The following is a 23,061-nucleotide window of genomic DNA, read 5'->3' as shown; positions in this document are numbered from 1 at the left end:
TCGGCAATTCGCCGACACGCTGACTCGCGTCCTGGCAGATCGCCTCCAGCAGGTTGCGCCAGTGTGCCGCCAGACGCTCCACCGTCGATCGCTCGAACAGGCTGGTCGCGTAGATCAGCGACGCGCTCAGCGCGTCACCGCTTTCATAGGTATCCAGGGTCAGGTCGAACTGCGCCGTCGCGCTCGCCCGCTCCAGCGCCTCCACTCGCAGCCCCGGCAGCTCCAGAGCCTTGCCCTGACCCGCGTTCTGGTGGTTGTACATCACCTGGAACAATGGGCTGTGGCTCAGGCTCCGCTGCGGCTGCAACGCCTCCACCAGTTGCTCGAACGGCAGGTCCTGATGGGCCTGCGCTTCCAGTGCGGTACGTTTGACCTGCTGCAACAAGGCGTCGAAACGAGTCTCCAGGTCGAAGTCGGCCTTCAACACCTGGGTATTGACGAAGAAGCCGATCAGACGCTCGGTCTCTACCCGGGTGCGGTTGGCGATCGGTACCCCAACGCGGATTTCCGGCTGCCCGCTGTAGCGATGCAACAAGGTCTGGAAACTGGCCAGCAACAGCATGAACAGGGTCACGCCCTGCTGCTGCGCCAGCTGTTTCAGCGAGCGACCCAGGTCTTCGCCCAGCTCCACCTGCAGGCTGTCGCCGGCAGGACTCTGTACGCTCGGTCGCGGCCGGTCGGTCGGCAGTTCCAGCACCGGCTGCTCGCCGCCCAGTTGCTGCCGCCAGTAGGCCAGTTGGCGCTCACGCTCGCCGGCTTCCATCCAGCTGCGCTGCCACAGGGCATAGTCGGCGTACTGGATCGGCAACGGCTCCAGTTCCACGGCGCGGCCTTCACGGTAGCCGGCGTAGAACTGCAGAAGCTCTTCCACCATGATCGGCGTCGACCAACCATCGGAGACGATGTGGTGCAGGGTCACCACCAGCACCTGTTCCTCGGCGGACAGGCGCAGCAGCAGGACCCGTAGCAACGGACCACGTTCCAGGTCGAACGGCACCCGCACCTCTTCCTCGATCCGCGCCATGAGCGCGGCCTCGTCCGCTACCCCCAGGCTCTGCTCGCGGATCTCCAGCGGCAAGCGGTCATGCACCACCTGCAGTGTCTCGCCGCCCTCCTGGCGGAAGGTAGTACGCAGCCCTTCATGGCGCTCGACCAATGCGGCGAAGCTGCGCTTCAAGGCCTCGACATCCAGTTCGCCACACAGGCGCAGGGCCGCAGGGATATGGTAGGCCGCGCTGTCGGGCTCCAGTTGCCAGAGGAACCACTGGCGTTGCTGGGCATACGACACGGGAGATGCAGCCCCCCGATCCATGCGCCGCAGGGGCGTTTGCAGAGTGCCACCTGCTGATTTCGCATAGGCGGCGAAATCGGCGAGATTGGCATGTTCGAACAGCGCTGCCAGAGGAAGCTCCAGACCCAACCGACGACGGATGCGGGAAAGCACCTGAGTCACCAGCAGGGAATGGCCACCGAGCTCGAAGAAGTTGTCGTCGCGACCGACCCGCTCCACCTTGAGCACCTCGGCCCAGATTTCCGCGAGACTCCTTTCCAGCCCTTCGTGCGGTGCGACGAAATGGGACTGATCCTGGCTGTCCTCGATTGGAGGTAACGCCTTGCGATCGATTTTCCCGTTCGGGTTCAGGGGCAGGCTATCGAGAGACCTCCACAGGCTCGGCAGCATGTATTCCGGCAGTTGCCCTTTCAGGGCCGCCCGGCATTCGTCGCGCAAGGCCACCAATGGCGTATCGGATTCCGCAGGTACCAGGTAGGCAGCGAGGGATTTTCCGGTCGGCCCATCCTGAGCCAGGACAACCGCTTCGCGGACGATCGGCAACTCGAGAAGCCTCGACTCGATCTCACCCAATTCGATGCGGAAACCACGCACCTTCACCTGATGGTCGATACGACCGACATATTCCAGTTGATCACCCTTGCCTCGACAGGCCAGATCGCCGGTCCGGTAGATCCGACTGCCGGGTACCTGAGCGTAGGGGTCGGGCAGGAAAGCGAGCGCGGTACGACCGGGGTCAGCAAGATAGCCACGGCCTACGCCGGTGCCGGAGACATACAGTTCACCGATGCCGCCCAGCGGGACCGGTAGCAGATCGTCGTCCAGGACCTGGAGGTGGTTGTTGTCGGTGGCCTGGCCAATAGGCAGATAGGTGCCGCCAGTGCTTTGCGTGTCTACCCGGAAGAAAGAGACGTCGTCCGAGCATTCGGCCGGCCCATAGGCATTCATCAACCCTACCTGCGGATAACGCGTCAGCCAGCGGCGGGCCAATTCGGGGGAGAGGGCTTCGCCGGTGGAGAGCATCCAGCGCAATCCAGGCAAGGTTTCCTGGGGATCATCGAGCACCTCCTGAATCAGCGAGGGCACCAGTTCCAGCACAGTGATGCCACGCTCGCGGACGCGCCGCGAGAGTGCCAGCGGATCGTGGGCAATATCGTTCGGCAGGATGTCCACCTGCGCACCGAAGAGCGGTGCCGCGAGGAACTGCCAGACCGAGATATCGAAACTCTGCGAAGCGGTCTGGGCGATTACGTCGTTCTCGTCCAGAGCCAGCAACGGCACCTTGCTCAACTGATTGTTGAGCATGCCTGCCTGTTCCACCATCACCCCCTTGGGATGGCCGGTGGAGCCGGAGGTATAGATCACATAGGCAAGGCCATTGGTCGGCGCGACAATGCCTGGCCGTTGTTCGCACTTGCCTTGCCCCTGCTGGGCGGCCCAGTCGAGAAGCGCCGGCCGCGATTCCTCCGGCAATTCCTCGAGCAACTCGCGAGCCAGGGCCTGGTGGCCCTCGCCAACGACCAGGGCAGGCACACCTCCAAGTTTCAGCAGATTTACCAGCCGGCTCCGCGGCAAGGATGGATCGAGCGGCAGATAGGCTGCTCCCGCCTTGAAGGTGCCGATCATCATCGCCATCAGTTCCAACCCACGATCGGCCAGCAAGGCCACCGCGCGATCGCGTTCTACACCGGCCTCGAGCAGGCCCCAGGCAACTCGGTTGGCCTCTGCGTCGAGCTGGCGGTAGGACCAGGCGCGGTCGCGGCAGGTCGCGGCTACTCGCTCGCCCAGACGATCCACCTGCGCCTCGAACAGACGTACATAGCCTTCATCGAAAGGATAGGCGCGGCGCCCCGCGGGGCTGGGCAACAGCGCTGCGTACTCTTCTTCCGGCACCAGCGGCAGCTCGGTGAAAGCGTCGTGGAAGCCATCACCGATCGCCAGTAGCAGGCGCTTGAAGTCGGTCAGCAGACGGTCGACTGTCTCCTCGTCGAAGTAGCGCTCGTCGTACGATAGATGCAGTCCCAGGTCATCCCCCGGATACACCACCACGGTCAACGGATAGTTGGTGTGTGTACGCGCCGTGTCGGAGCGCGCCTGAAGCTCCTCGGCGCTGGAAAACAGCTTGCTTTCCACTGGAGCATTCTCGTAGACGAACAGGCTGTCGAACATTCGCTGGCCCTTTTCCAGGGCGCTGCACGCCTGGATCTGCACCAGCGACAGATGCTCGTGTTCACGCAACTCGAGATTCTGCTGGAACAGGCCCTGCAGCCATTCGCGAACCGTCAGCCGCGAGTCGCCACCGGGCAGGCGGACCCGCAGGGCGATACTGTTGATGAACAGCCCGACGGTATTCTGCATTTCCGGTCGACTGACCGGCCGCCCGGCGACGGTAACACCGAACAGTACGTCGTGCAGGCCGCTGTAGCGACGCAGCACGAGCGCCCAAGCCGCCTGGGCCAGGGTATTGACGGTGAGATGATGCTGTTGGGCCAGTTCGCGCAAGCGACGCCCTTGTTCCGGCGCCAGGTTAGCGTAGCGGTCGCCAATGATGGAGGTCCCGCCCTGCCGGTGTACTGGTCGGTCGAACGGTAACGGAGTCGGCTGCTCGAAGCCTTCCAGCTCCTTACGCCAAGCCTCCAGCGCGGCACGTTCGCCCTGGGTCTGCAGCCACTCGATGAAATCGCGGTAGCGCGGCGCCGGCGGCAACACCTGTTTGCGACTGTAAAGAAGGAAGAAATCCTGCAACAGCAGCGAACGACACCAGGCATCGATCAGGATGTGGTGGTTGCTCAGCACGAACCAGTGGCGTCCGGGAGCCCTGCGGATCACCCGCAGGAAGAACGGCGGCGTCCTCAGGAGATCGAAGCCACGCCGGCGATCTTCGGCCAACAACTCGGCGAGAGCCTCTTCGTGCTCCTCTTCGGGACGACCGCTCCAATCGTCGAAGAACACCTTGAGCTTCGCTTCGCGATGGATGATCTGCCGCATCTGTCCGGAGTCGTCGACATGGAAGGATGCGCGCAATGCATCGTGTCGTCGGGCCACCTCGCGCCAGGCTGCCTCGAAGCGCGGCATATCGATGTCGCTGTCGATGACATAGCGATCCTGCATGAAATAGATGCCAGAGTTCGGCTCCATCAGGGTGTGCAGCAGCAAACCTTCCTGCATCGGAGTCAGTGGATAGATGTCTTCGATTTCCCCATAAGGCAGGGACAGCGCATCGAGTTGCGCCTGATCCAATCCGGCAAGAGGGAAGTCGGACGGCGTCACTCCTCCGGAAGCAGGATCGCAACAATGCTCGATCAATCCGTTCAGATCGGCCGCGAAGGCGTCGACGAGCTCCTGCACCGTCTCGTCGGAGAACATATCGGGGCTGAAGGTCCAAGTCAGGCCGAGTTGCCCCTGATAGACCTGCCCTTCGACAGAGAGCCAGTTTGCAAGCGGCGCACGTTCGTCCTGTGCACTGCCGGAACGCTCCGCGGCTGGCACCCACAGGGCCTCGTCGGCGAACTGATGGTCGAACTGGCCGAGATAATTGAAGGTTATGCGTGGTTGCGGCGACCGAGCCAGAACTTCACCGCAAGCAGGGTCTGCCAGGTAGCGCAACAGGCCATAGCCGATCCCTCGGTCGGGAATCGAACGCAGCTGTTCCTTGACGCTCTTGATCGCGGCGCCAGGCTCGACAGCCGGATGCAGGTGCACCGGATAGAGACTGGTGAACCAACCAACGGTGCGGCTCAGATCCAGCTCGCCCCCCAATTCCTCGCGCCCATGTCCCTCCAGTTGCAAAAGCAGACTTTCGTGACCGCTCCAGTTACAAACCACACGTGCCAGGGCGGTCAGCAGCAAGTCGATGACCTGGGTGCGATAGGCTGCCGGGGCCTCCTGGAGCAGACGTCGGGTAGCCTCGGCATCGAGGGTCAGGGCCAGCTTGCGGGCGTGGCGGTTCTCCAAAGGAGCATGAGGATTCTGGCAAGGCAGGTCGGCTGGCGCGCCATCCAGGTGTGTCTGCCAGAACGCCAGTTCGTCATGCCGCTTCCCTGCCACTTCACGCAAATGTGCGCTCCAGGCCTGGTAGGAGTGTGTGCGCAATACCGCAGGCGAGTCAGAGCTCTGGTAGAACTGCTGCAAGTCTTCCAGCAGAATCCGCCAGGACACACCGTCCACGACCAGGTGATGAATCACCAGCAAGAGCCGCTGCTCACCTTCGGGAAGCTCGACCAGAAGAGCGCGCAGCAGAGGACCGGTGCTCAGATCGAGGCTACGCTGGGCTTCCTCGCACAACGCGGAGAGTTCTTCGACCGAAGCGACCTGGCGCCGCCAGAGCGGGCTTTCAACCTCACCGGAATATTCCTGCCGCCAGCACCCTTCTTCCTCATGGAAGCGCAGGCGCAAGGCATCATGCTGGCGAATCAGAGCGAGCAAGGCCTGCTCCAGACGTTCGCCATCGACAGACTCGCGAGCCTTCAAAAGCAACGATTGGTTCCAGTGCCTGCGATTCGGGATGTCCAACCCGAAGAACCAGTGCTGGACTGGTGTCAAGGCCACCTCCCCGCCTACCGGTGCCTGAATTACCGCGCTGTCGCAAGGCACCGCCACCTGCGCCAACCCACGGATGGTCTGGTGTTGGAACAGGTCTCTCGGACTCAACCCGAAACCGGCCTGACGGGCCCGACCGACCATCTGGATAGAGACGATCGAGTCTCCACCGAGGGCGAAGAAATTATCGTCAAGCCCTACCCGCTCGATGCCCAGCAGCGCTTCCCAGATTTCCGCCAGACAGCGTTCCGCCGGACTGCGCGGCATGCTGTAAACCACCTGCCCAAGGGTCGCATCAGGCCTGGGCAGCGCCTTGCGATCCAATTTACCGTTGGGGCTCAGCGGCATGCGCTCCAGAGCGACCCACTGCATCGGCACCATGTATTCCGGCAGGCTCTCAGCCAGATGGGCAGAGAGCATCCCGCGCCATTCGTCGGGCTCGGCAGCCAGCGTCACATAGCCGACCAGTTGCTTGCCATCCACCACCAGCACAGCCGCCTCGCGAACAGCGTGGTGCTCCAGCAGGCGCGTCTCGATCTCACCCAGCTCGATGCGCAATCCACGCAGCTTGACCTGATGATCGATACGTCCGGCATATTCGATGACGCCATCCGCTCGATAACGTGCGAGGTCTCCCGTACGATACATGCGCTCGCCCGTGGCGAACGGATCGGCGAGGAAGCGTTCGGCGCTCAACGCGGGGCGAAGATGGTAGCCCCGCGCAAGGCCGGCGCCAGCCAGGTACAGCTCACCCAGCGCCCCCACTGGCACCGGCTCCAGGGCATCGTCGAGAACGTAGCAACGCAGATTGGCGATCGGACGTCCGATAGGAACCGTATCGCGCCCCTCCTCCCGACAGTCCCAATGGGTCACGTCGATAGCCGCCTCGGTCGGGCCGTAGAGGTTGTACAGGCGTACTCCAGGCAATTCGGCGAGCACCCTTTGCTGCGCATCCACCGGCAGAGCCTCGCCACTACAGACAATCCGCTTGAGGCTGGTGCAAGCGGAAACCCCAGGCGCCTGCAGGAAGGCCTGTAGCATGGACGGCACAAAGTGCAACGTACTGATGCTCTCCCGACCGATCAGATCCATCAACCGTGAAGGATCGCGATGATCGCCTGGCTGAGCCAGTACCAGGCGTGCGCCGACCATGAGGGGCCAGAAGAACTCCCATACGGATACGTCGAAACTGAACGGCGTCTTCTGCATTACCGCATCGCTACCATCCAGTTGGTAGGCATCCTGCATCCAGCAAAGCCGGTTGGTCAGCGCCGAATGTCGGTTGCCGGCGCCCTTGGGTCGTCCGGTCGAGCCAGAGGTGTAGATCACGTAGGCGAGATTCTCTCCGGTGACGGCCACCTCCGGATCGGACGCATCGAAGCCCTCCAGCCACTCGCTGTCGGCCGCCAGCATCAGCGGCTGCACCTCCGCCGACACCGGCAGGCCATCCAGCAGATGCGCCTGGGTCAGCAACAGCCGGACACCACTGTCCTCCAGCATGTAGGAAAGACGCTCCTGCGGATACTCAGGATCCAACGGCACGTAGGCGCCGCCGGCCTTGAGAATTCCCATCAGGGCGATCACCAGTTCCACAGAGCGCTCCATCGCAACGCCTATCAACGATTCCGCCCCGACACCCCGCGCTATCAGGGCATGCGCCAGACGATTGGCGCGGCGGTTCAGCTCGCCATAACTGAGGCGCTGTTCACCGAACACCAGCGCCGGCGCCTCCGGTGAACGCTGCACCTGATGCTCGAACAGTCGATGGACGCAGGTTTCCAATGGATAGTTCGCTGCCGTGGCGTTCCAGGTCTCCAGCATCTGCCGACGTTCGTCGGCCTCCAGCATCGGCAACGTATCGATGCGCGCAGCGGGAGCGACGAGCATCGCCCGCAGCAGGTTCTGCCAATGCCTCGCCATGCGCTCGATGGTCTCGGCTTCGAACAAATCGGTGGCATAGGTCAGCGCAGCATGCAAACGCCCGCCCTTCTCGTAGGTATCCAGACTCAGATCGAACTGGGTCGTGCGGCTTTTCCAGTCGAGAGGAGCGAAACGCAGGCCGGCCACGTCATCCAGCGAGCCGATATCGGCTACTTGAGGCTGATGGTTGTACATCACCTGGAACAGCGGACTGTGGCTCAGGCTACGCTCGATCTTGAAGGCCTCGACCAGACGCTCGAAAGGCAGCTCCTGATGAGCCTGGGCACCGAGCACGCTGTCTTTCAGAGAAGCCAGCAACGATGCGACCGTGGCCTGGCCTTCCACCACCGAGCGCAAAACCTGGGTATTGACGAATAGGCCGATCAATCCCTCCACTTCGGCGCGGTTACGGTTGGCGATAGGCACGCCGACCCTCAGGTCAGACTGCCCGCTATAACGCTGCAAAAGAATGTTGAACCCGCCAAGCAACAGCATGAACAACGTCAGCCCCTGGCTGCGGGCACTGGCACGCAGCGCTTGCACCAGCGCCGGATCGATTTCGAATTCGTAGCGCGTTCCACGGTAGCTGGCCTGTGCCGGACGCGGATGATCGGTGGGCAACTCCAAAAGCGGGTGCTGATCGCCAAGCCGCTCGCGCCAGTAGGCAAGCTGCCGTTCCTGCTCCCCCGCTTCCATCCAGCTGCGCTGCCACAACGCATAGTCGGAATACTGGATAGGGAGGGGTGGAAGTCCGGCTTCGCTGTTATCCATGCAAGCCTTGTAGAAACGACTGAACTCCTCGATCAGCACGTTCATCGACCAACCGTCGGACACGATATGATGCAGGGTCAGCAGCAATACATGCTGCTCCTCGCCCAGACGGATCAGGCGCACGCGCAGAAGCGGCCCCTCGCACAAGTCGAAAGGCCGCAGCGATTCGGCCTGGGCAGTTTCGCGCAAGCAGGTTTCCCGCTCGGCCTCAGGCAAGAGGGATAGGTCCTCGAAGTCAATCGGCACCGGACGTTCCAGCGCAGCCTGGCGCGGGGTGCCGTCGGCACGCTGGGGAAATACGGTGCGCAGCGTTTCATGGCGCTGGACCAGACTGGCGAAGGCTGCCTCGAAAGCCGCACGATCCAGCGGGCCGCTGAGGCGGACCGCCATCGGCAGGTTATAGGCCGCACCCTGAGGGTCGAGCTGCCAGAGGAACCACATGCGCCGCTGGGCATAGGAAAGCTCGTCGCGATCCTCGCTGACGACGCCATCGGGAATGGGAAGCAGGGAAAACTCCACCCCTTCCTCGCGCAGGCCATCGAGAAACAGGGGACGCTTGTCCTGTGGCAGCTCGATGAAACGGCGGGCGAGTTTCAAGGCGATTTCGGCATTCATCTCTAATCATCCGTACGAGGGGCGCTGATTCAACTTGAACGGATGGTCCGCAGGGAAAATTAGCGCACCACCAAGCCTCGTCCGGCTAAATATTCCCGTTCGGCAGGCGTTCCACTTCGAGAACCCAACCATAGGGAAAACACCATGAGCCTTGCCGAAACACTGGCACGGAACCTTCGCGACCTGACCCTTCGCGCCGGCCTAGCCAAGGTCCCCAGCTATCGTCTGTTCGACTTGGTATTGAAGCGACGGAGCCCCCTCAGCCCATCGCTGGTTCGTTTCACCTTCGGCGGCCCGGAAATCGCTCGGGTGCGCACGCTGGCGCCCGATCAGCGAGTAAAGCTGCTGTTTCCCGCCGCTGACGGCAGCCTGCCGCAACTTCCAGCCACGGGCGACTGGCGCAGACAGGTGCGCAGCCTCGAGGCGCGCCGCCGCCCGCCCATGCGCACCTATACCATCCGCGCCCTGCGCCGCGAAGCCGGAGAAGTGGACATTGACTTCGTCCTGCATGGTGAGACCGGTCCCGCCTCCCGCTGGGCCGCTCACGCTCGTCCCGGCGAGCGCCTGGTAATGTCGGCGCCAGATGGAGAGTATTCCGGCGATCCTGGGGGCTACGAATGGCGTCCGCCGAAGGATATCCGCCATATCCTGCTGATTGGCGATGAAACCGCCCTGCCAGCCATCGCAGGAATACTCGAGGAACTCGCCGACCGCGACCAGCGGCCGACGGTGCAGGCCTTCATCGAGATTCCCCGGGAATCGGACCGACTGGACCTACGGTGTGCGCCGGAAACCCAACTCAACTGGCTGGCCCGCGACGTGGCGAAACACGAGCACGGCCAGGAAATGCTCCGCGCAGCAAGCGAACTGGCCACTCTACCGGAAGCCGGCAAGCCACAGCGCGTCAGCGAAGTGGATATCGACAGGCAGGTACTCTGGGAACTGGCCAAGCCAACGAACGGAGAGTTCTATGCCTGGGTTGCCGGTGAATCGGCAGCAGTGATGGCTATTCGCCACCATTGGACCGGGGAGTTGGGTCTGGATCGCCGCACTGCAAGCTTCATGGGTTACTGGCGCCAGGGCAAGGCATCGACCTGAACGGCCACAAACGGCTCCTCCAGACGCGGAAACGATTGCGAAACATTTGCTTTCATATACAGGTTCAGGTTCTCTCCGGCTCATACGTCCTATAGAGATGAACAGAGCGCGAGCAGCGCCCTGCAACCCATGGACCGCACGCGTGGTCCCCAAAGCCTACCGTTAGCCTCATGTCGAAAAAGTCCCGCTCCAGACTCTGGTTCCTCGTCCACAGCTGGCTGGCCCTGCCCATCTGGTTCTTCGTCCTGATCGTCTGCGTCACCGGCACCCTGGCAGTGGTCAGCCAGGAGATCGTCTGGCTCGCCAATCCGGAAATCCGTGCCGGCAAGCCCAGCGACGACGCCCGCCCCCTCAGCCACGACCAGTTGCTGGAAGCGATAAACCAGGCACAACCGGCGATCCGCGTGGAATCGCTGAACTTCCCCGACGAAGAGCATTTTGCCCTCAGCGCCCGGGTCAGCTACCCGGACGGCTCCCGCGCCAGCCTCTACGTCAACCCCTATACCGGAACGATCCAGGGCAAGAGCCCGAACTTCGATTTCCGCCAGTTCACCCGTGCCTTGCACGGCTGGTGGCTGGTTCCGTTCAACAATGGCTACAGTTGGGGCTGGTACCTGGTTTCGTTGCTCGGCCTGCCGATGCTGGCCTCGCTGGTCACCGGCCTGGTGGTCTACAAACGATTCTGGAAAGGGTTCTTCAAGCCACGCCTGCGCATCAGCCAGGGCGCCCGCATCTTCTGGGGCGACTTCCATCGCCTGAGCGGTATCTGGTCGATCTGGTTCATCGCCATCATTTCCATCACGGGCACCTGGTTCCTGATCCAGGCGATTCTCGCCGACAATCACATCACCCTTTCCAGCGAAGGCGTACCGCCGGTCATCGCCCGCAACGAAGTACCCACCGGCCACACGGCGCCCCGGATCAGCCTCGACGAAGCGGTGCGGATCGCCACCGAAGGCATTCCCAGCCTGGACGCCGCAAGCGTGTCCCTGCCAGGCAACGCCTACAGCCCGATCTACGTGGAAGGCCGCGGCTGGTACCCCCTCATGTACCAATCGGCGGCGATCAACCCCTATACGGGCAAGATCGAAGCCAAGCGCCTGCTCGGCGACCGCACCCCGCTGGAGTTCGTCACCGAATCCATGCGCCCCCTGCACACCGGCGATTTCGGCGGCATCTGGGTCAAGCTGATCTGGTTCGTCTTCGGCCTGCTGCTGAGCATGATGGTGCTCAGCGGCCTGCTGATCTGGAGCAAGCGCACCGCACAGGCCACCGCCGCGCTGGTCAAGCGCGGCAAGCGCCCGGCGCGCCAGCCGAAACCGGCCAAGCCGGCGCCGGTAATGGCCAACCAGACCGCGGAGGGACAGCCATGAGCAAGGCCGCCGTTGCCCAGCCCGTTTCGCCGCTGCGCCAGTTCTGGCTGCGCTGGCGTTTCCACCTGAATGTTCTGCTGATCCTGATCCCGCTCGGTTTCATGCCGCGTTATTTCGCCGACGTCGCACTGTTCCGCGGCACCAGCGGCCTCGGCGAACGAGAGGCGGGCGAGATCCAGGTCGGCCCCTGGAGCCTGCGCCTGGCGGAAATGCGTATCGAACCGCCGCACGACGAAGGCCCCGCCGGCTTCATGAAGGACTTCAATGCCGCCCTCTGCCAGGCCTGCATTCCCCAGGTCAAGGCGACCTACCTGCGCATCGGCAAGCCGCGCAGCCTGCGTGCCGCCGGGGTGATCTTCTTCGGCAGCCCCTACCGCATGGGCACCAGCGTGCCGATCCCGCCGCGCACCCGGCCCGACGCCGAGCTGTGGATCACCATGGAAGGTTGGGACGGCTCCATGCACCAGGCTTCCATTCCCCTGGCCGAGGCATCCCCCGCCACCGTGGCCTGGCTGAACAAACGAGGTAAGCAATGAGCATCCACACCCGCCCCTGGCGCCTGCCCCTGGCCGCCCTGTTGCTCGGCCTGAGCGGCGCGGCCCTGGCGCACAACCCGATCTGCGAATGCGAGGAAGTGCAGGCCGGCGAGATCCGCTGCAAGGGCGGCTTCTCCGACGGCAGCGGCGCCCCCGGCGTAACCCTCGACGTGATCGGCTACGACGAGCAGATCCTGGTTCCCGGCAAGCTCGGCGCCGACTCGACCCTGACCTTCAAGCGTCCCGACGGCGAGTTCTACGTGCTGTTCGACGCCGGCCCCGGCCACGTGGTGGAAATCGACCACGCCGACATCGCCGCGCCATGAGCGTCGAAACCGTCCGCCCGGCCGGCGCCGGCCACGAGACCCTCTACGTACTGCTCGGCAGTGTGCTGATCCTGGCCCTCGCCGCCACGGTGGTCGGGCTGCGCCAGCAGTCCCATGAAGCGCAAGCCCTGGACGCCCACCAGGTGGACGCCCGGCTCGACCTGAATGCCGCCGAACAGGGCATCTACGCCGACCTGCAGGTCGCCGCCGAAGACATCCAGGCGCGCCTGGACGACGGCGAAGCCGCGCCTTCCGTCGACGAACTGGCCGCCGAGGGCTTCCCGCCCTTCGTCGCCGACGTCGCCGCGAGCAGCCGCGGCGAGCACCGCTGGAGCTACAGCGAAACCGCCGGGCGTCCGAGCTACTTGGGCGTCAGCGGCAAGCCCGGGGTGGCCGGCTCGTTCCTCCTGCTGCTCGGTCCCGCCGAAGTCTGGCTGAAGCCCGCCGCGGCCGCGGCCGGCGCCGTACCGGGCGACGCCCGCGCCCTGGCTGACGCCGGCTGGCGCCAGGTGGTCAGCCGCTTCGACGCCGGCGTGACCCGTCAGCACCGCCATTGATCGCACATCGACTCCACAGAAGGCGTTTTTCCATGCTGTTCTCCCGTCGCTCATCCCGTCCGCGCGGTCTCGCCGCCCTCCTCCCGGGCCGTGCCCTGCTGGCCGCCCTGCTGCTGGCCCTGCTCGCCCCGCTGGCCCAGGCCGAAGACGGCAAGCGCCTGCGCATCGGCATCACCCTGCATCCCTACTACAGCTACGTGAGCAACATCGTCGGCGACAAGGCCGAGGTGGTGCCGCTGATCCCCGCCGGTTTCAACCCGCATGCCTACGAGCCGCGCGCCGAGGACATCAAGCGCATCGGCACGCTCGACGTGGTGGTGCTCAACGGCGTCGGCCACGACGATTTCGCCGAGCGCATGATCGCCTCCAGCGAAAAGCCCGGCATCCCGGTGATCGAGGCGAACGCCAAGGTGCCGCTGCTGGCCGCCACCGGCATGGCCGCGCGCGGCGCCGGCAAGGTGGTCAACCCGCATACTTTCCTGTCCATCAGCGCCTCGATCACCCAGGTCAACACCATCGCCCGCGAACTGGGCAAGCTCGACCCGGCCAACGCCAAGGCCTACACCCGCAACGCCCGGGCCTACGCCAAGCGCCTGCGGGCCCTGCGCGCCGACGCCCTGGCGCGGCTGAACAAGGCCCCGGCCGCCGACTTCCGCGTCGCCACCATCCACGGCGCCTACGACTACCTGCTGCGCGAATTCGGCCTGGAAGTCACCGCCGTGGTCGAGCCGGCCCACGGCATCGAGCCGAGTCCGAGCCAGTTGAAGAAGACCATCGACCAGCTCAAGGCGCTGGACGTGAAGGTGATCTTCTCCGAGATCGACTTCCCCTCCACCTACGTCGAGACCATCCAGCGCGAGTCCGGGGTGAAGCTCTATTCGCTGTCGCACATTTCCTATGGCGACTACAGCGCCGGCAAGTACGAGGAAGAAATGGCGCGCAACCTCGACACCGTGGTCCGCGCCATCCAGGAGTCCGGCGCATGACCGTGGCCGAACGGCTTTGCGCCACGCCTTGCGGGCCGGCCATCGACTTCGCCGGGATCGACCTGAGCCTAGGCGGCAGCCGCATCCTCGATGGCGTGCGCCTGCGCGTCGAGGCCGGCAGCGTGCACGCGCTGGTCGGACCGAACGGCGGCGGCAAGAGTTCGCTGGTCAAGACCCTGCTCGGGCAGATGCCGCATCGCGGCGAGCTGCGCCTGGAGTGGCCCGGCGCGCCCGGCTGCATCGGCTACGTGCCGCAGGCGCTGGAGTTCGACCGCGGCCTGCCGCTCACCGTCGACGATTTCATGGCCGCCATGTGCCAACGCCGTCCGGCCTTCCTCGGCCTGTCGCGCAGCCGGCGCCCGGCGATCGACGCCGCCCTGGAGCGGGTCGGCATGCTGGCCAAGCGCGGTCGGCGCATGGGCGCCCTCTCCGGCGGCGAGCGCCAGCGCGTGCTGCTGGCCCAGGGCCTGGTACCGCCGCCGCAACTGCTGGTGCTGGACGAACCGATGTCGGCCCTCGACGAGGGCGGCATCCAGGTCTTCGAGCGGCTGCTGCTGGACTGGCGCCAGGCCGGCGTCACCGTGCTCTGGATCGAGCACGACCTGGAGGCCGTCGGCCGCCTCGCCGACCGGGTCAGCGGTCTCAACCGCCACCTGCTGTTCGACGGTCCGGCGGCCAGCAGCCTGACCCCGGAACGCCTGCTCACGCTGTTCTCCACCCAGCCCCGGAAGAACGCGGAGGCCAGCCGATGAACGACGCCTACGAACAACTGCGCCAGGCCGTCCAGGCCTGGGCCGCCGCCGGCTACCTGCCGGAGACCCTGGCCTACGGCTTCGTCGTCAACGCGCTCCTCGCCGGACTGCTGATCGGCCCGGTGCTCGGCGGCCTCGGCACCCTGGTGGTGGTCAAGCGCTTCGCCTTCTTCTCCGAGGCGGTCGGCCACGCCGCGCTCACCGGCGTGGCCATCGGCATCCTTCTCGGCGAGCCCTACACCGGGCCCTACGGCAGCCTGTTCGGCTACTGCCTGCTGTTCGGCGTCCTGCTCAACTACCTGCGCAACCGCACCGGCCTGGCCCCGGACACCCTGATCGGGGTGTTCCTCTCGGTGTCCCTGGCGCTCGGCGCCAGCCTGCTGCTGGTGCTGGCGGGCAAGATCAACGTGCATATCCTCGAGAACGTGCTGTTCGGCTCGGTGCTGACCGTGAACGGCCATGACCTCGCGGTGCTGGCGGCGGTCGCCGTGCTGGTGCCGTGCCTGGCCCTGCCGCTGTACAACCGCATCATGCTGGCCAGCTTCAACCCGCAACTGGCGGCGGTGCGCGGGGTCGCGGTGAAGAGCCTGGACTACCTGTTCGTGGCCCTGGTGACCCTGGTCACCGTCGCCGCGGTGAAAGTGATCGGCGCGATCCTGGTCGGAGCCCTGCTGGTGATCCCGGCGGCGGCGGCGCGCCTGGTCAGCCAGTCGCTGAAAGGGTTCTTCTGGCTGGCGGTGCTGATCGCCACCGTCAGCACGCTGGCCGGTATCCTGTTGCCGATCATGTTCGACCTGCCGATTCCCTCCGGCGCCGCGATCATCCTGGTCGCCGGCCTGGCCTTCGGCCTCGCCGCCATCGCTCGCGGCTGCCTGCCGCACCTGAAAGGAACCCCCGGATGAACCTGAAACCCCATTGCCTCGCCCTGGCCCTGGCTTGCGCCGGACTCGCCGGCCCGCTCCCGGCCCTCGCCGCGACGCCGGCCGCGGCCCAGTCCGCGCCAGTCACGGTACTGGCCAGCCTGCCGGTCACCCACGCCCTCGCCGAACGCCTGCTGCGGGACACCGAGGTCAAGCTGCAACGGGTCGCCCCGGCCAACCTGCCGGCCAGCCGCCAGGCCTCGTTCTTCGCCGGGCGCGGCGCCGGCGGCCTGGCCAAGGCCGCCGGGCAGGCCGACGCGGTGATCGACCTGCGCTCGATCTGGAGCGACGACCCGCTCTACCCGCTGGCCCGCCGTAGCAATATCCGTATCGTCGAGATCGACGCCGCGCGTCCGGTGGACGGCGCCCTGCCCGGCATCGCCCTGCGCCCCGGCAGCGACCTGCATGCCTACCCCTGGCTCAACCCGACCAACCTGGGGCGCATGGCCGATGTCCTCGCCAGCGACCTGGAACGCCTGGCGCCCGGCGCCGCAGCGACCATCCAGGCCAACCTGGCGACGCTGAAGAAGCAATTGCTGGAAGCGACCGCCAGTAACGAGACTCGCCTGGCGAAGGCCGACAACCTCAGCGTGATCAGCCTCTCCGAACGCCTCGGCTACCTGCTCGCCGGGCTCAACCTGGACCCGCTGGACGTGGAGATCCAGGCCGACGACGGCTGGACCGAGACCAATATCCAGGCTTTCGCCGAGGAGCTGAAGAGCGAGGATATCGCCCTGGTCCTGCACCATCGCCAGCCACCCAAGCCCCTCGCCGATGCCATCGCCGCCAGCGGCGCACGCCTGGTAGTGGTGGACACCGAGGCGGCGGACCCGGTGGCCGGCCTGGAAAGTGACATGAAAGCGATAGTCGAAGGGCTGCTGGCCGGTAAAGGCTGAGCCGCGCCTCGTAACGAAAAAGGCCGGGGAGCGCTGCTCCCCGGCCTTTTTTCGTCGACATCGGACCCGCCGCAGGGCCTATGGCGCCCTCGCGGGCATCAGCAGATCGCCGCCGACTCCACCGCCAACGCCGCGGCGCCCTGCCCCGCGCGCCAGGCCTCGACCTGGCGCTCGACGACCGCCAGCACCTCGGCCTCGCGCTGATGGATGAAGAAGTGCCCGCCGTCGAACAGCTCCAGTTCGAAACCGCTGCGGGTTTCCTCGGCCCAAGCCAGCAACTGTTCCTCGCTGGCCTTGTCCTCCCTGCCGCCAAGCGTTCGGATCGGACAGGCCAGCGGCGGGCGCCGCTGGTGACGATAGCTGCCGCAGAGCAGGAAATCGGCGCGCAGGATCGGCAGGGTCAGGCTCATCAGCTCGCGGTTGCCCAGCACCTCTTCCGGCGTACCTTGCAGGTCGCGCAGGTCGGCGATCAGCTCGGCGTCGCTCTTCGGTTCGGCGAAACCGCGGTCATACTCGGCGCGTCGCGACGGTGCCGCGGTGCCGCAGGCGAAGAACCCCAGCGGCGTCGGGCAACCCAATTCGCGCAAGGCATACAGCACCTCGCAGGCGAGCAAGGCGCCGAGGCTGTGGCCGAGCATCGCGTAGGGGCCCTGGCGGACCTCGTCGTGCAGCTCGCGCGCCAGTTGCTGCGCCAGGCTCGCCAGGTCGGTCTGCAACGGCTCGGCCATCCGCGCCCCGCGCCCCGGCAACTCCACCGGACGCACCGCCAGCCAGGCCGGCAGCTTGCGCCGCCAGCGGCTGTAGGTCATGGCGCTGGCGCCGGAATACGGCAGGCAGAACAGCCGTACGGGCGTACCGCCCACTCAGCCGGCCGCCTTGTCCATGTGCTGGCGCAGGCTCAGCGGGCGCATGTCGGTCCAGACTTCCTCGATGTAGGCCAGGCAGTCCTTCTTCAGGCCGCTCTTGCCGGCCGCCCGCCAGCCCTGGGGAATCTCCTTGTATTCCGGCCAGATGGAATACTGCTCCTCATGGTTGACCACTACCTGGAACTGGATGTCGTCACGGTCGAACACTGAAGTCATTGCTTGCTCCTGATGGGATCGAACGGCCGCGCGCAGCACGGCCCTTGCGTTGGATAACGAAAAGCCCGGCGGGAAAATTAGCCGGCCAGCGCCGCGCCGAGGGCGCGGGCGAAACGCCGGGCCACCTCGTCGATCTGTTCGGCGCCGATGATCAGCGGCGGCAGGAAGCGCACCACGCTGCCGTGGCGGCCGCCCAGTTCGAGGATCAGGCCGCGCCTCAGGCACTCGCGCTGGACCCGCGAGGCCAGGGCGCCGTCGGTCGGCGGATGACCGAGGGCATCCGCCTCGCCCTGCGGGTCGACGATCTCGACCCCGAGCATCAGCCCCCGACCGCGGATATCGCCCAGTTGCGGATAGTCGCGCTGGAGGATGCGCAGGTGCTCGGCCAGGCGCTCGCCCATGGCCGCCGCGTGGGCCGCCAGGTCGTGTTCCTTCAGGTAGCGCATCACCGCCGAACCGGCGGCCATGGCCATCTGGTTGCCACGGAAGGTGCCGGCGTGGGCGCCGGGCTGCCATTTGTCCAGCCATTCGCGGTAGACCACCACCGCCAGCGGCAGGCTGCCGCCGATGGCCTTGGACAGCACCACCACGTCGGGGACGATGCCGGCGTGCTCGAAGGCGAACATCCTGCCGGTACGGGCGAAGCCGCTCTGGATCTCGTCGACGATCAGCGCCACCCCGGCCTGCTCGGTGATCCGCCGCAAGCCGCGCAGCCAGTCGAGATCGGCCGGAACCACGCCGCCCTCGCCCTGGACCACCTCGACGATCACCGCCGCCGGCAACTGCACGCCGCCTTCCGGATCGTTCAGCAGGTTCTCCAGGTAGTGCAGGTTCGCCTTGACCCCCGCCTCGCCGCCGAGACCGAACGGGCAACGGTAATCGTAGGGATACGGCAGGAACTGCACGCCCGTGCTGAGCACCGCGCCCAACGGCTTCTTCGGTCCGAGATTGCCCATCAGCCCCAGCGCGCCCTGGCTCATGCCGTGGTAGCCGCCCTGGAACGACAGGATGGTGCTGCGCCCGGTGGCGGTGCGTACCAGTTTCAGCGCGGCTTCCACCGCGTCGGTGCCGGTCGGGCCGCAGAACTGGATCTTCGCCTCGGCGGCCAGCGCCGGCGGCAGCAGGCCGAACAGGTCCTGGACGAACTGGTCCTTCACCGGGGTGGTCAGGTCGAGGGTGTGCAGCGGCAGCTCGTCGGCCAGAACCTGGCGGATCGCCTCGATCACCACCGGATGGTTGTGCCCCAGCGCCAGGGTGCCGGCGCCGGCCAGGCAATCGATGAAGGTACGCCCCTCGACGTCCTCCACCAGCAGCCCCCTGGCCTTCTTCAGCGCCAGCGGAATCCGCCGCGGATAGCTGCGCGCGTTGGACTCCTGGCGGCTTTGCCGTTCCAGCAAGGGCGACTGGGAGAACTCGTAGAGCGTTTCGCCCTCCGCCGGGGTGGCGCGGAGCGGCTGGTCTTCGATGACGCTGGTGGCGACGTGCATGTCTTCAACCCTCAAGGCGTGGTGGTGTTCCACTGGCAACCGGCGATCCGGCCGCCAGGGGCGGCATTCGCGGATCGGATGCACAGGAGACGCAGGAGGGACGCACGGATTTACTGCGCCGGACCGCAGCACCGAGCCCGGACCGCCAGCTCCGGCCCGGACACCGTCGAGCAGGCCGCTAGTCGGCGCCCGCGGCGCTCACCCGCCAGATCGCATTGCCGACGTCGTCGGCGATCAGCAACGCGCCGTCGGCCGCCTGCGCCAACCCCACCGGCGCACCGAACAACTGCTTCTCGTCCGCGGAGACGAACCCGGTCACCACCGGCTGCGGCGCACCGGCGGGCTTGCCGTCGGCGAACGGCACATGGACCACCTGGAAGCCGCTGACCGGCGAGCGGTTCCAACTGCCGTGCTCGCTGACGAAGGCGCCGTTGCGATAGCGCTCGGGCAACTCGTCGCCGGTGTAGAAGAACAGGCCCAGCGCGGCCACGTGGGAACCCAGCGCGTAATCGGGGACGATGGCCTTCGCCACCAGGTCGGGACGCTGCGGCTTCACCCGCGAATCCAGGTGCTGGCCGAAGTAGCTGTAGGGCCAGCCGTAGAAGCCGCCCTCCCGTACCGAGGTCAGGTAATCCGGGACCAGGTCGTTGCCGATCTCGTCGCGCTCGTTGACGATGGTCCACAGCTTGCCGGAGACCGGTTCCCACTGCAGGCCGGTCGGGTTGCGCAGGCCGGAGGCGTAGATGCGGCTGCCGCGGCTGGCGACATCCACCTCGAGAATCGCCGCACGACGGTATTCGATCGCCGCGCCGTTCTCGGTGATGTTGCTGTTCGAACCGACGCCCACGTAGAGCTTGCGCCCGTCGGGACTGGCGAGCAGCGCCTTGGTCCAGTGGTGGTTGATGGTGTCCGGCAGGTCGGTGAACTCCATCCCCGGGTCGGCGACCCGGGTTTCACCCGGCACGTAGCGGTAGCGCATGATGTTCCCGGTATTGGCGACATACAGGTAATCCCCCATCCGCTGCACGCCGAACGGCGAGTCCAGCCCTTCCAGGAACACGTACTTCTGCCACTGGCCTCCGGCGCCGGCTCGGCGCAGCAGGGTGATGCGGTTGCCGCCCTTGCCGGCCTTGCCGGACTTCCCCTTGACCATCCCCGCGATGAGTTGCTTCGGCGTGGTCACCGGCGCGGTGCCGGGCGAGTTGGCCTCCACCACCAGCACATCGCCGTTGGGCAAGACCAGCAACTGGCGAGGGTGTTGCAGGCCATCGGCGATCTTCTCGATCTTCAGGCCCTGGGCCACCGTCGGCTTGGCCTCTCCCGACCAGCCCACGCCTTCCGGTACCTTCATCGGCGGCAGAAGGAAGTGCTTCGGTTCCGGAAGCGCCGGATTGGCGCCGGTCTGCTGCTGCGGATCGTTCTGCGACCCCTGGTTGCAGCCGGCCAGGACCAGGCCGAGGGCAAGCGCGACGGGGCGCAGCGAGTGGAGGCTAGCCATGCGCCACCTCCTCCGCGGATACCGCCAGGAGCGCCTCTCCCAGCGCCAGCAGCAGCACCGTCGCGATCGACAGCCATAGCCCGGCCGGCATCACCGCATAGGCGTCGCGGCTGTGCACGAAGGCATTGAAGATGGCCAGGACGATACCGGCGAACTTCAGCAAGGAGGAAACCCTGGCCGCCGCAACCACCGCCGCGCGCCGCAGCAGCCATACGCGGCACAGGTCGACGATGCAGGGCAGGATGGCGAACAGCAGGCCGAGACTGATCAGCCAGGCCGCGCTCTTGCCCCACATCACCTCCGCCGTGGCGAAATAGGTGGCATCGAAGACCAGGGCGGCGACGAAGAAACCGAAGGGAACCGGGTTGAGGACGTTGTAGAAGGCGTCCAGCGGTCTGAAGCGTAGTGCGGTGGCCATTGCGAAACACTCCTCTCGGGAAACGCAGGCTTCCCGACGTGAAGGGACGGGCAGGAGATTCGAACCGCCGAGGCCCTGCGCAAGGCGCGGGCAGCGGGGAACGGCACGGCGAAACGGCGACTGGGGGGCTCGCGCCCCTTCTGCGACGGACCTGCGCGAAGCGCTGGAGTTCATCCGCAAGGACCTGTCGGAAGCGATAGGTACGCTGGCGATCCTTCCGATGGAACTTCGTGCGCCGCGACTCACCGAAACAGGGGTAGCGCCCTTCCCGGCCCTCCCGCCGGGTTGCCGCGCCGCCCCAGGCGCACCCCGCCGGCGACCGATCCGCGCCCGGCGTTTGCCGAAGAGGAGACAGCCGATGCCTGATCGAACCGCTCTACCCCGCGCCATGCTCGCGGCCTGGGTCCTGCTCCTGCTGGCGGCCTGCAGCCAGGGCCCGGCGCCTACCCCGCCCGCGTCCTGGGGTTGGCAGGACGCCAGCGGCGAACGCGCGATCGCCCCCGACGAAGCCTATCCCGAGTTGTTCCAGGCGGTGCAGGAAAGCCGGCTGTTCAGCGACCAGAAGCACTTCGTCGATGCGCTCCCGCTGCGCGAGCCTGCACGGATCCGCGCCGACTACCTGCGCGAGAGGGAGCGGCCCGGCTTCGACCTGCGCGCCTTCGTCGGCCGCAACTTCGAGGAGTCCGGCAGCGTCGAGACCGCCCCGCCGGAAGCGGGCGCCGATCTCGCCAGCCACATCAGCGACCTGTGGCCGGCGTTGACCCGCCACTACGAGCAGGTGCCGGCCCACAGCAGCCTGCTGCCGCTGCCGAAACCCTACGTGGTCCCCGGCGGACGCTTCCGCGAGGTGTACTACTGGGACTCCTACTTCACCATGCTCGGCCTTGCGGAGAGCGGGCAGCACCAGCGGGTGCGCGACATGCTCGACAACTTCGCCTACCTGATCGATACCTACGGGCACATTCCCAACGGTAACCGCAGCTACTACCTGAGCCGTTCGCAGCCGCCGTTCTTCGCCTACATGGTGGACCTGCAGGCAAGACGCGAAGGCGACGCCGCCTACCGGCGCTATCTGCCGCAGCTACAGAAGGAATACGCCTACTGGATGGAAGGCTCCGCCGGGCTGCGCCCCAACGAGGCGCGCCTGCACGTGGTGAAACTGGCCGACGGCAGCCTGCTGAACCGCTACTGGGACAACCGTGACACACCGCGCCAGGAGTCCTTCCTGGAGGACCGGGCGACCGCCGCGCGCGCCCCGCAGCGCCCCGCGGGCGAGGTCTATCGCGACCTGCGGGCCGGCGCGGAAAGCGGCTGGGACTTCTCCTCCCGCTGGCTGGACGACGGCCGCGAACTGGCCAGCATCCGCACCACCGCCATCGTCCCGGTGGACCTCAACGCCCTGCTCTACCATCTCGAACGAACCATCGCCAAGGCCTGCGCCAGCAGCGCGCTGAAGGCCTGCGAGCAAGGCTACGGCGCCCGCGCGGAGAAGCGACGACAGGCCATCGAAGACCACCTCTGGCACCCGGCGGGCTACTACGCCGACTACGACTGGCAACGCCGGCGGCCCATCGAGCGGATCAACGCCGCCAGCCTCTTCCCGCTATTCACCGGGCTGGCCTCCGCCGAACGCGCCGGTCGTACCGCCGACAGCGTCGCCGCCCAACTGCTGCGCCCGGGCGGACTGGCCACCACCACCCGTGCCAGCGGCCAGCAATGGGACGAGCCGAACGGCTGGGCACCCTTGCAGTGGGTCGCCGTACAGGGCCTGCGCGCCTACGGCCGGGACGCCCTGGCGGAAGACATCGGCCGGCGATTCCTCGCCCAGGTGCAGCAGGTCTACGACCGCGAAGGAAAACTGGTGGAGAAATACGACATCAGCGGCAACCAGGGCGGCGGCGGCGGTGGCGAGTACCCGCTGCAGGACGGCTTCGGCTGGTCCAACGGCGTGACCCTGCAACTGCTCCGACTCTACGGCCCGGGCGCCGGTCGCTGA

Annotated in this window: 16 protein-coding genes; 10 read left to right on the top strand and 6 right to left on the bottom strand. The window is 66.2% G+C overall.

The genetic code is table 11. The annotated features are described in order from the left end of the window. On the bottom strand, positions 1-9,136 hold a 9,136-nt coding region (locus JHD77_RS24290; protein ID WP_199506535.1), incomplete at its 3' end, for a non-ribosomal peptide synthetase. 144 nt (positions 9,137-9,280) lie between these two features. Here JHD77_RS24290 and JHD77_RS24285 point away from each other — a divergent pair. The 9 genes from JHD77_RS24285 to JHD77_RS24245 all read left to right on the top strand — a co-directional run bounded on the left by JHD77_RS24285 (position 9,281) and on the right by JHD77_RS24245 (position 16,580). Further along, positions 9,281-10,234: a siderophore-interacting protein gene (locus JHD77_RS24285; RefSeq protein ID WP_031756295.1), complete on the top strand. Its 954-nt coding sequence runs from the start codon at positions 9,281-9,283 to the stop codon at positions 10,232-10,234. Between the two features lie 170 nt (positions 10,235-10,404). Next, a complete protein-coding gene (locus JHD77_RS24280; RefSeq protein ID WP_019726231.1) occupies positions 10,405-11,607 on the top strand; it encodes a PepSY-associated TM helix domain-containing protein in 1,203 nt (400 codons plus the stop codon). Continuing rightward, positions 11,604-12,143: a hypothetical protein gene (locus tag JHD77_RS24275; protein WP_003089621.1), complete on the top strand. Its 540-nt coding sequence runs from the start codon at positions 11,604-11,606 to the stop codon at positions 12,141-12,143. The genes JHD77_RS24280 and JHD77_RS24275 overlap by 4 nt, the downstream gene beginning before the upstream one ends. Beyond that, positions 12,140-12,469: a hypothetical protein gene (locus JHD77_RS24270; protein ID WP_003089624.1), complete on the top strand. Its 330-nt coding sequence runs from the start codon at positions 12,140-12,142 to the stop codon at positions 12,467-12,469. The genes JHD77_RS24275 and JHD77_RS24270 overlap by 4 nt, the downstream gene beginning before the upstream one ends. Continuing rightward, a complete protein-coding gene (locus JHD77_RS24265; RefSeq protein WP_023117339.1) occupies positions 12,466-13,026 on the top strand; it encodes a DUF6162 family protein in 561 nt (186 codons plus the stop codon). The genes JHD77_RS24270 and JHD77_RS24265 overlap by 4 nt, the downstream gene beginning before the upstream one ends. Before the next feature lie 32 nt (positions 13,027-13,058). Beyond that, the gene (locus JHD77_RS24260) at positions 13,059-14,012 is read left to right on the top strand and encodes a metal ABC transporter substrate-binding protein (RefSeq protein WP_003113055.1); all 954 of its coding nucleotides are present in this window, start codon (positions 13,059-13,061) and stop codon (positions 14,010-14,012) included. Beyond that, positions 14,009-14,764, top strand: a complete 756-nt coding sequence (locus JHD77_RS24255; protein WP_003116923.1) for a metal ABC transporter ATP-binding protein — start codon at positions 14,009-14,011, stop codon at positions 14,762-14,764. The genes JHD77_RS24260 and JHD77_RS24255 overlap by 4 nt, the downstream gene beginning before the upstream one ends. Then, positions 14,761-15,666 carry a metal ABC transporter permease gene (locus tag JHD77_RS24250; RefSeq protein ID WP_003106903.1) on the top strand — a complete coding sequence of 302 codons (906 nt, stop codon included), beginning with the start codon at positions 14,761-14,763 and terminating at the stop codon, positions 15,664-15,666. The genes JHD77_RS24255 and JHD77_RS24250 overlap by 4 nt, the downstream gene beginning before the upstream one ends. After that, positions 15,663-16,580: a metal ABC transporter solute-binding protein, Zn/Mn family gene (locus JHD77_RS24245; RefSeq protein ID WP_003120118.1), complete on the top strand. Its 918-nt coding sequence runs from the start codon at positions 15,663-15,665 to the stop codon at positions 16,578-16,580. The genes JHD77_RS24250 and JHD77_RS24245 overlap by 4 nt, the downstream gene beginning before the upstream one ends. Positions 16,581-16,678: 98 nt before the next feature. Here JHD77_RS24245 and JHD77_RS24240 read toward each other — a convergent pair whose 3' ends face one another. The 5 genes from JHD77_RS24240 to JHD77_RS24220 form a co-directional block, all read right to left on the bottom strand. Then, positions 16,679-17,443: a thioesterase II family protein gene (locus tag JHD77_RS24240; RefSeq protein WP_003105945.1), complete on the bottom strand. Its 765-nt coding sequence runs from the start codon at positions 17,441-17,443 to the stop codon at positions 16,679-16,681. Beyond that, positions 17,444-17,662: an MbtH family protein gene (locus tag JHD77_RS24235; RefSeq protein ID WP_003089636.1), complete on the bottom strand. Its 219-nt coding sequence runs from the start codon at positions 17,660-17,662 to the stop codon at positions 17,444-17,446. 77 nt (positions 17,663-17,739) lie between these two features. Further along, positions 17,740-19,149: an aspartate aminotransferase family protein gene (locus JHD77_RS24230; protein WP_003089638.1), complete on the bottom strand. Its 1,410-nt coding sequence runs from the start codon at positions 19,147-19,149 to the stop codon at positions 17,740-17,742. A 178-nt stretch (positions 19,150-19,327) separates the two neighbouring features. Beyond that, on the bottom strand, positions 19,328-20,647 hold the full coding sequence (locus tag JHD77_RS24225) for a PQQ-dependent sugar dehydrogenase (protein ID WP_031756293.1): 1,320 nt from the start codon (positions 20,645-20,647) through the stop codon (positions 19,328-19,330). Next, positions 20,640-21,065 (bottom strand): hypothetical protein, encoded by a 426-nt coding sequence (locus tag JHD77_RS24220; protein WP_003113060.1) that lies wholly within the window; start codon positions 21,063-21,065, stop codon positions 20,640-20,642. The genes JHD77_RS24225 and JHD77_RS24220 overlap by 8 nt, the downstream gene beginning before the upstream one ends. Positions 21,066-21,423: 358 nt before the next feature. Between JHD77_RS24220 and treA the strand changes: the two genes are divergently transcribed. Beyond that, positions 21,424-23,061, top strand: coding sequence for an alpha,alpha-trehalase TreA (gene treA / locus JHD77_RS24215; RefSeq protein WP_003122365.1), 1,638 nt, complete (start codon positions 21,424-21,426; stop codon positions 23,059-23,061).

The organism is Pseudomonas sp. P20 (genome assembly GCF_016463925.1).
In the GTDB taxonomy this organism is placed as follows: Bacteria; Pseudomonadota; Gammaproteobacteria; order Pseudomonadales; family Pseudomonadaceae; genus Pseudomonas; species Pseudomonas aeruginosa.
The sequence above is the reverse complement of the archived record's forward strand: the minus strand, read 5'-3'. Positions and strand labels throughout refer to the sequence as shown.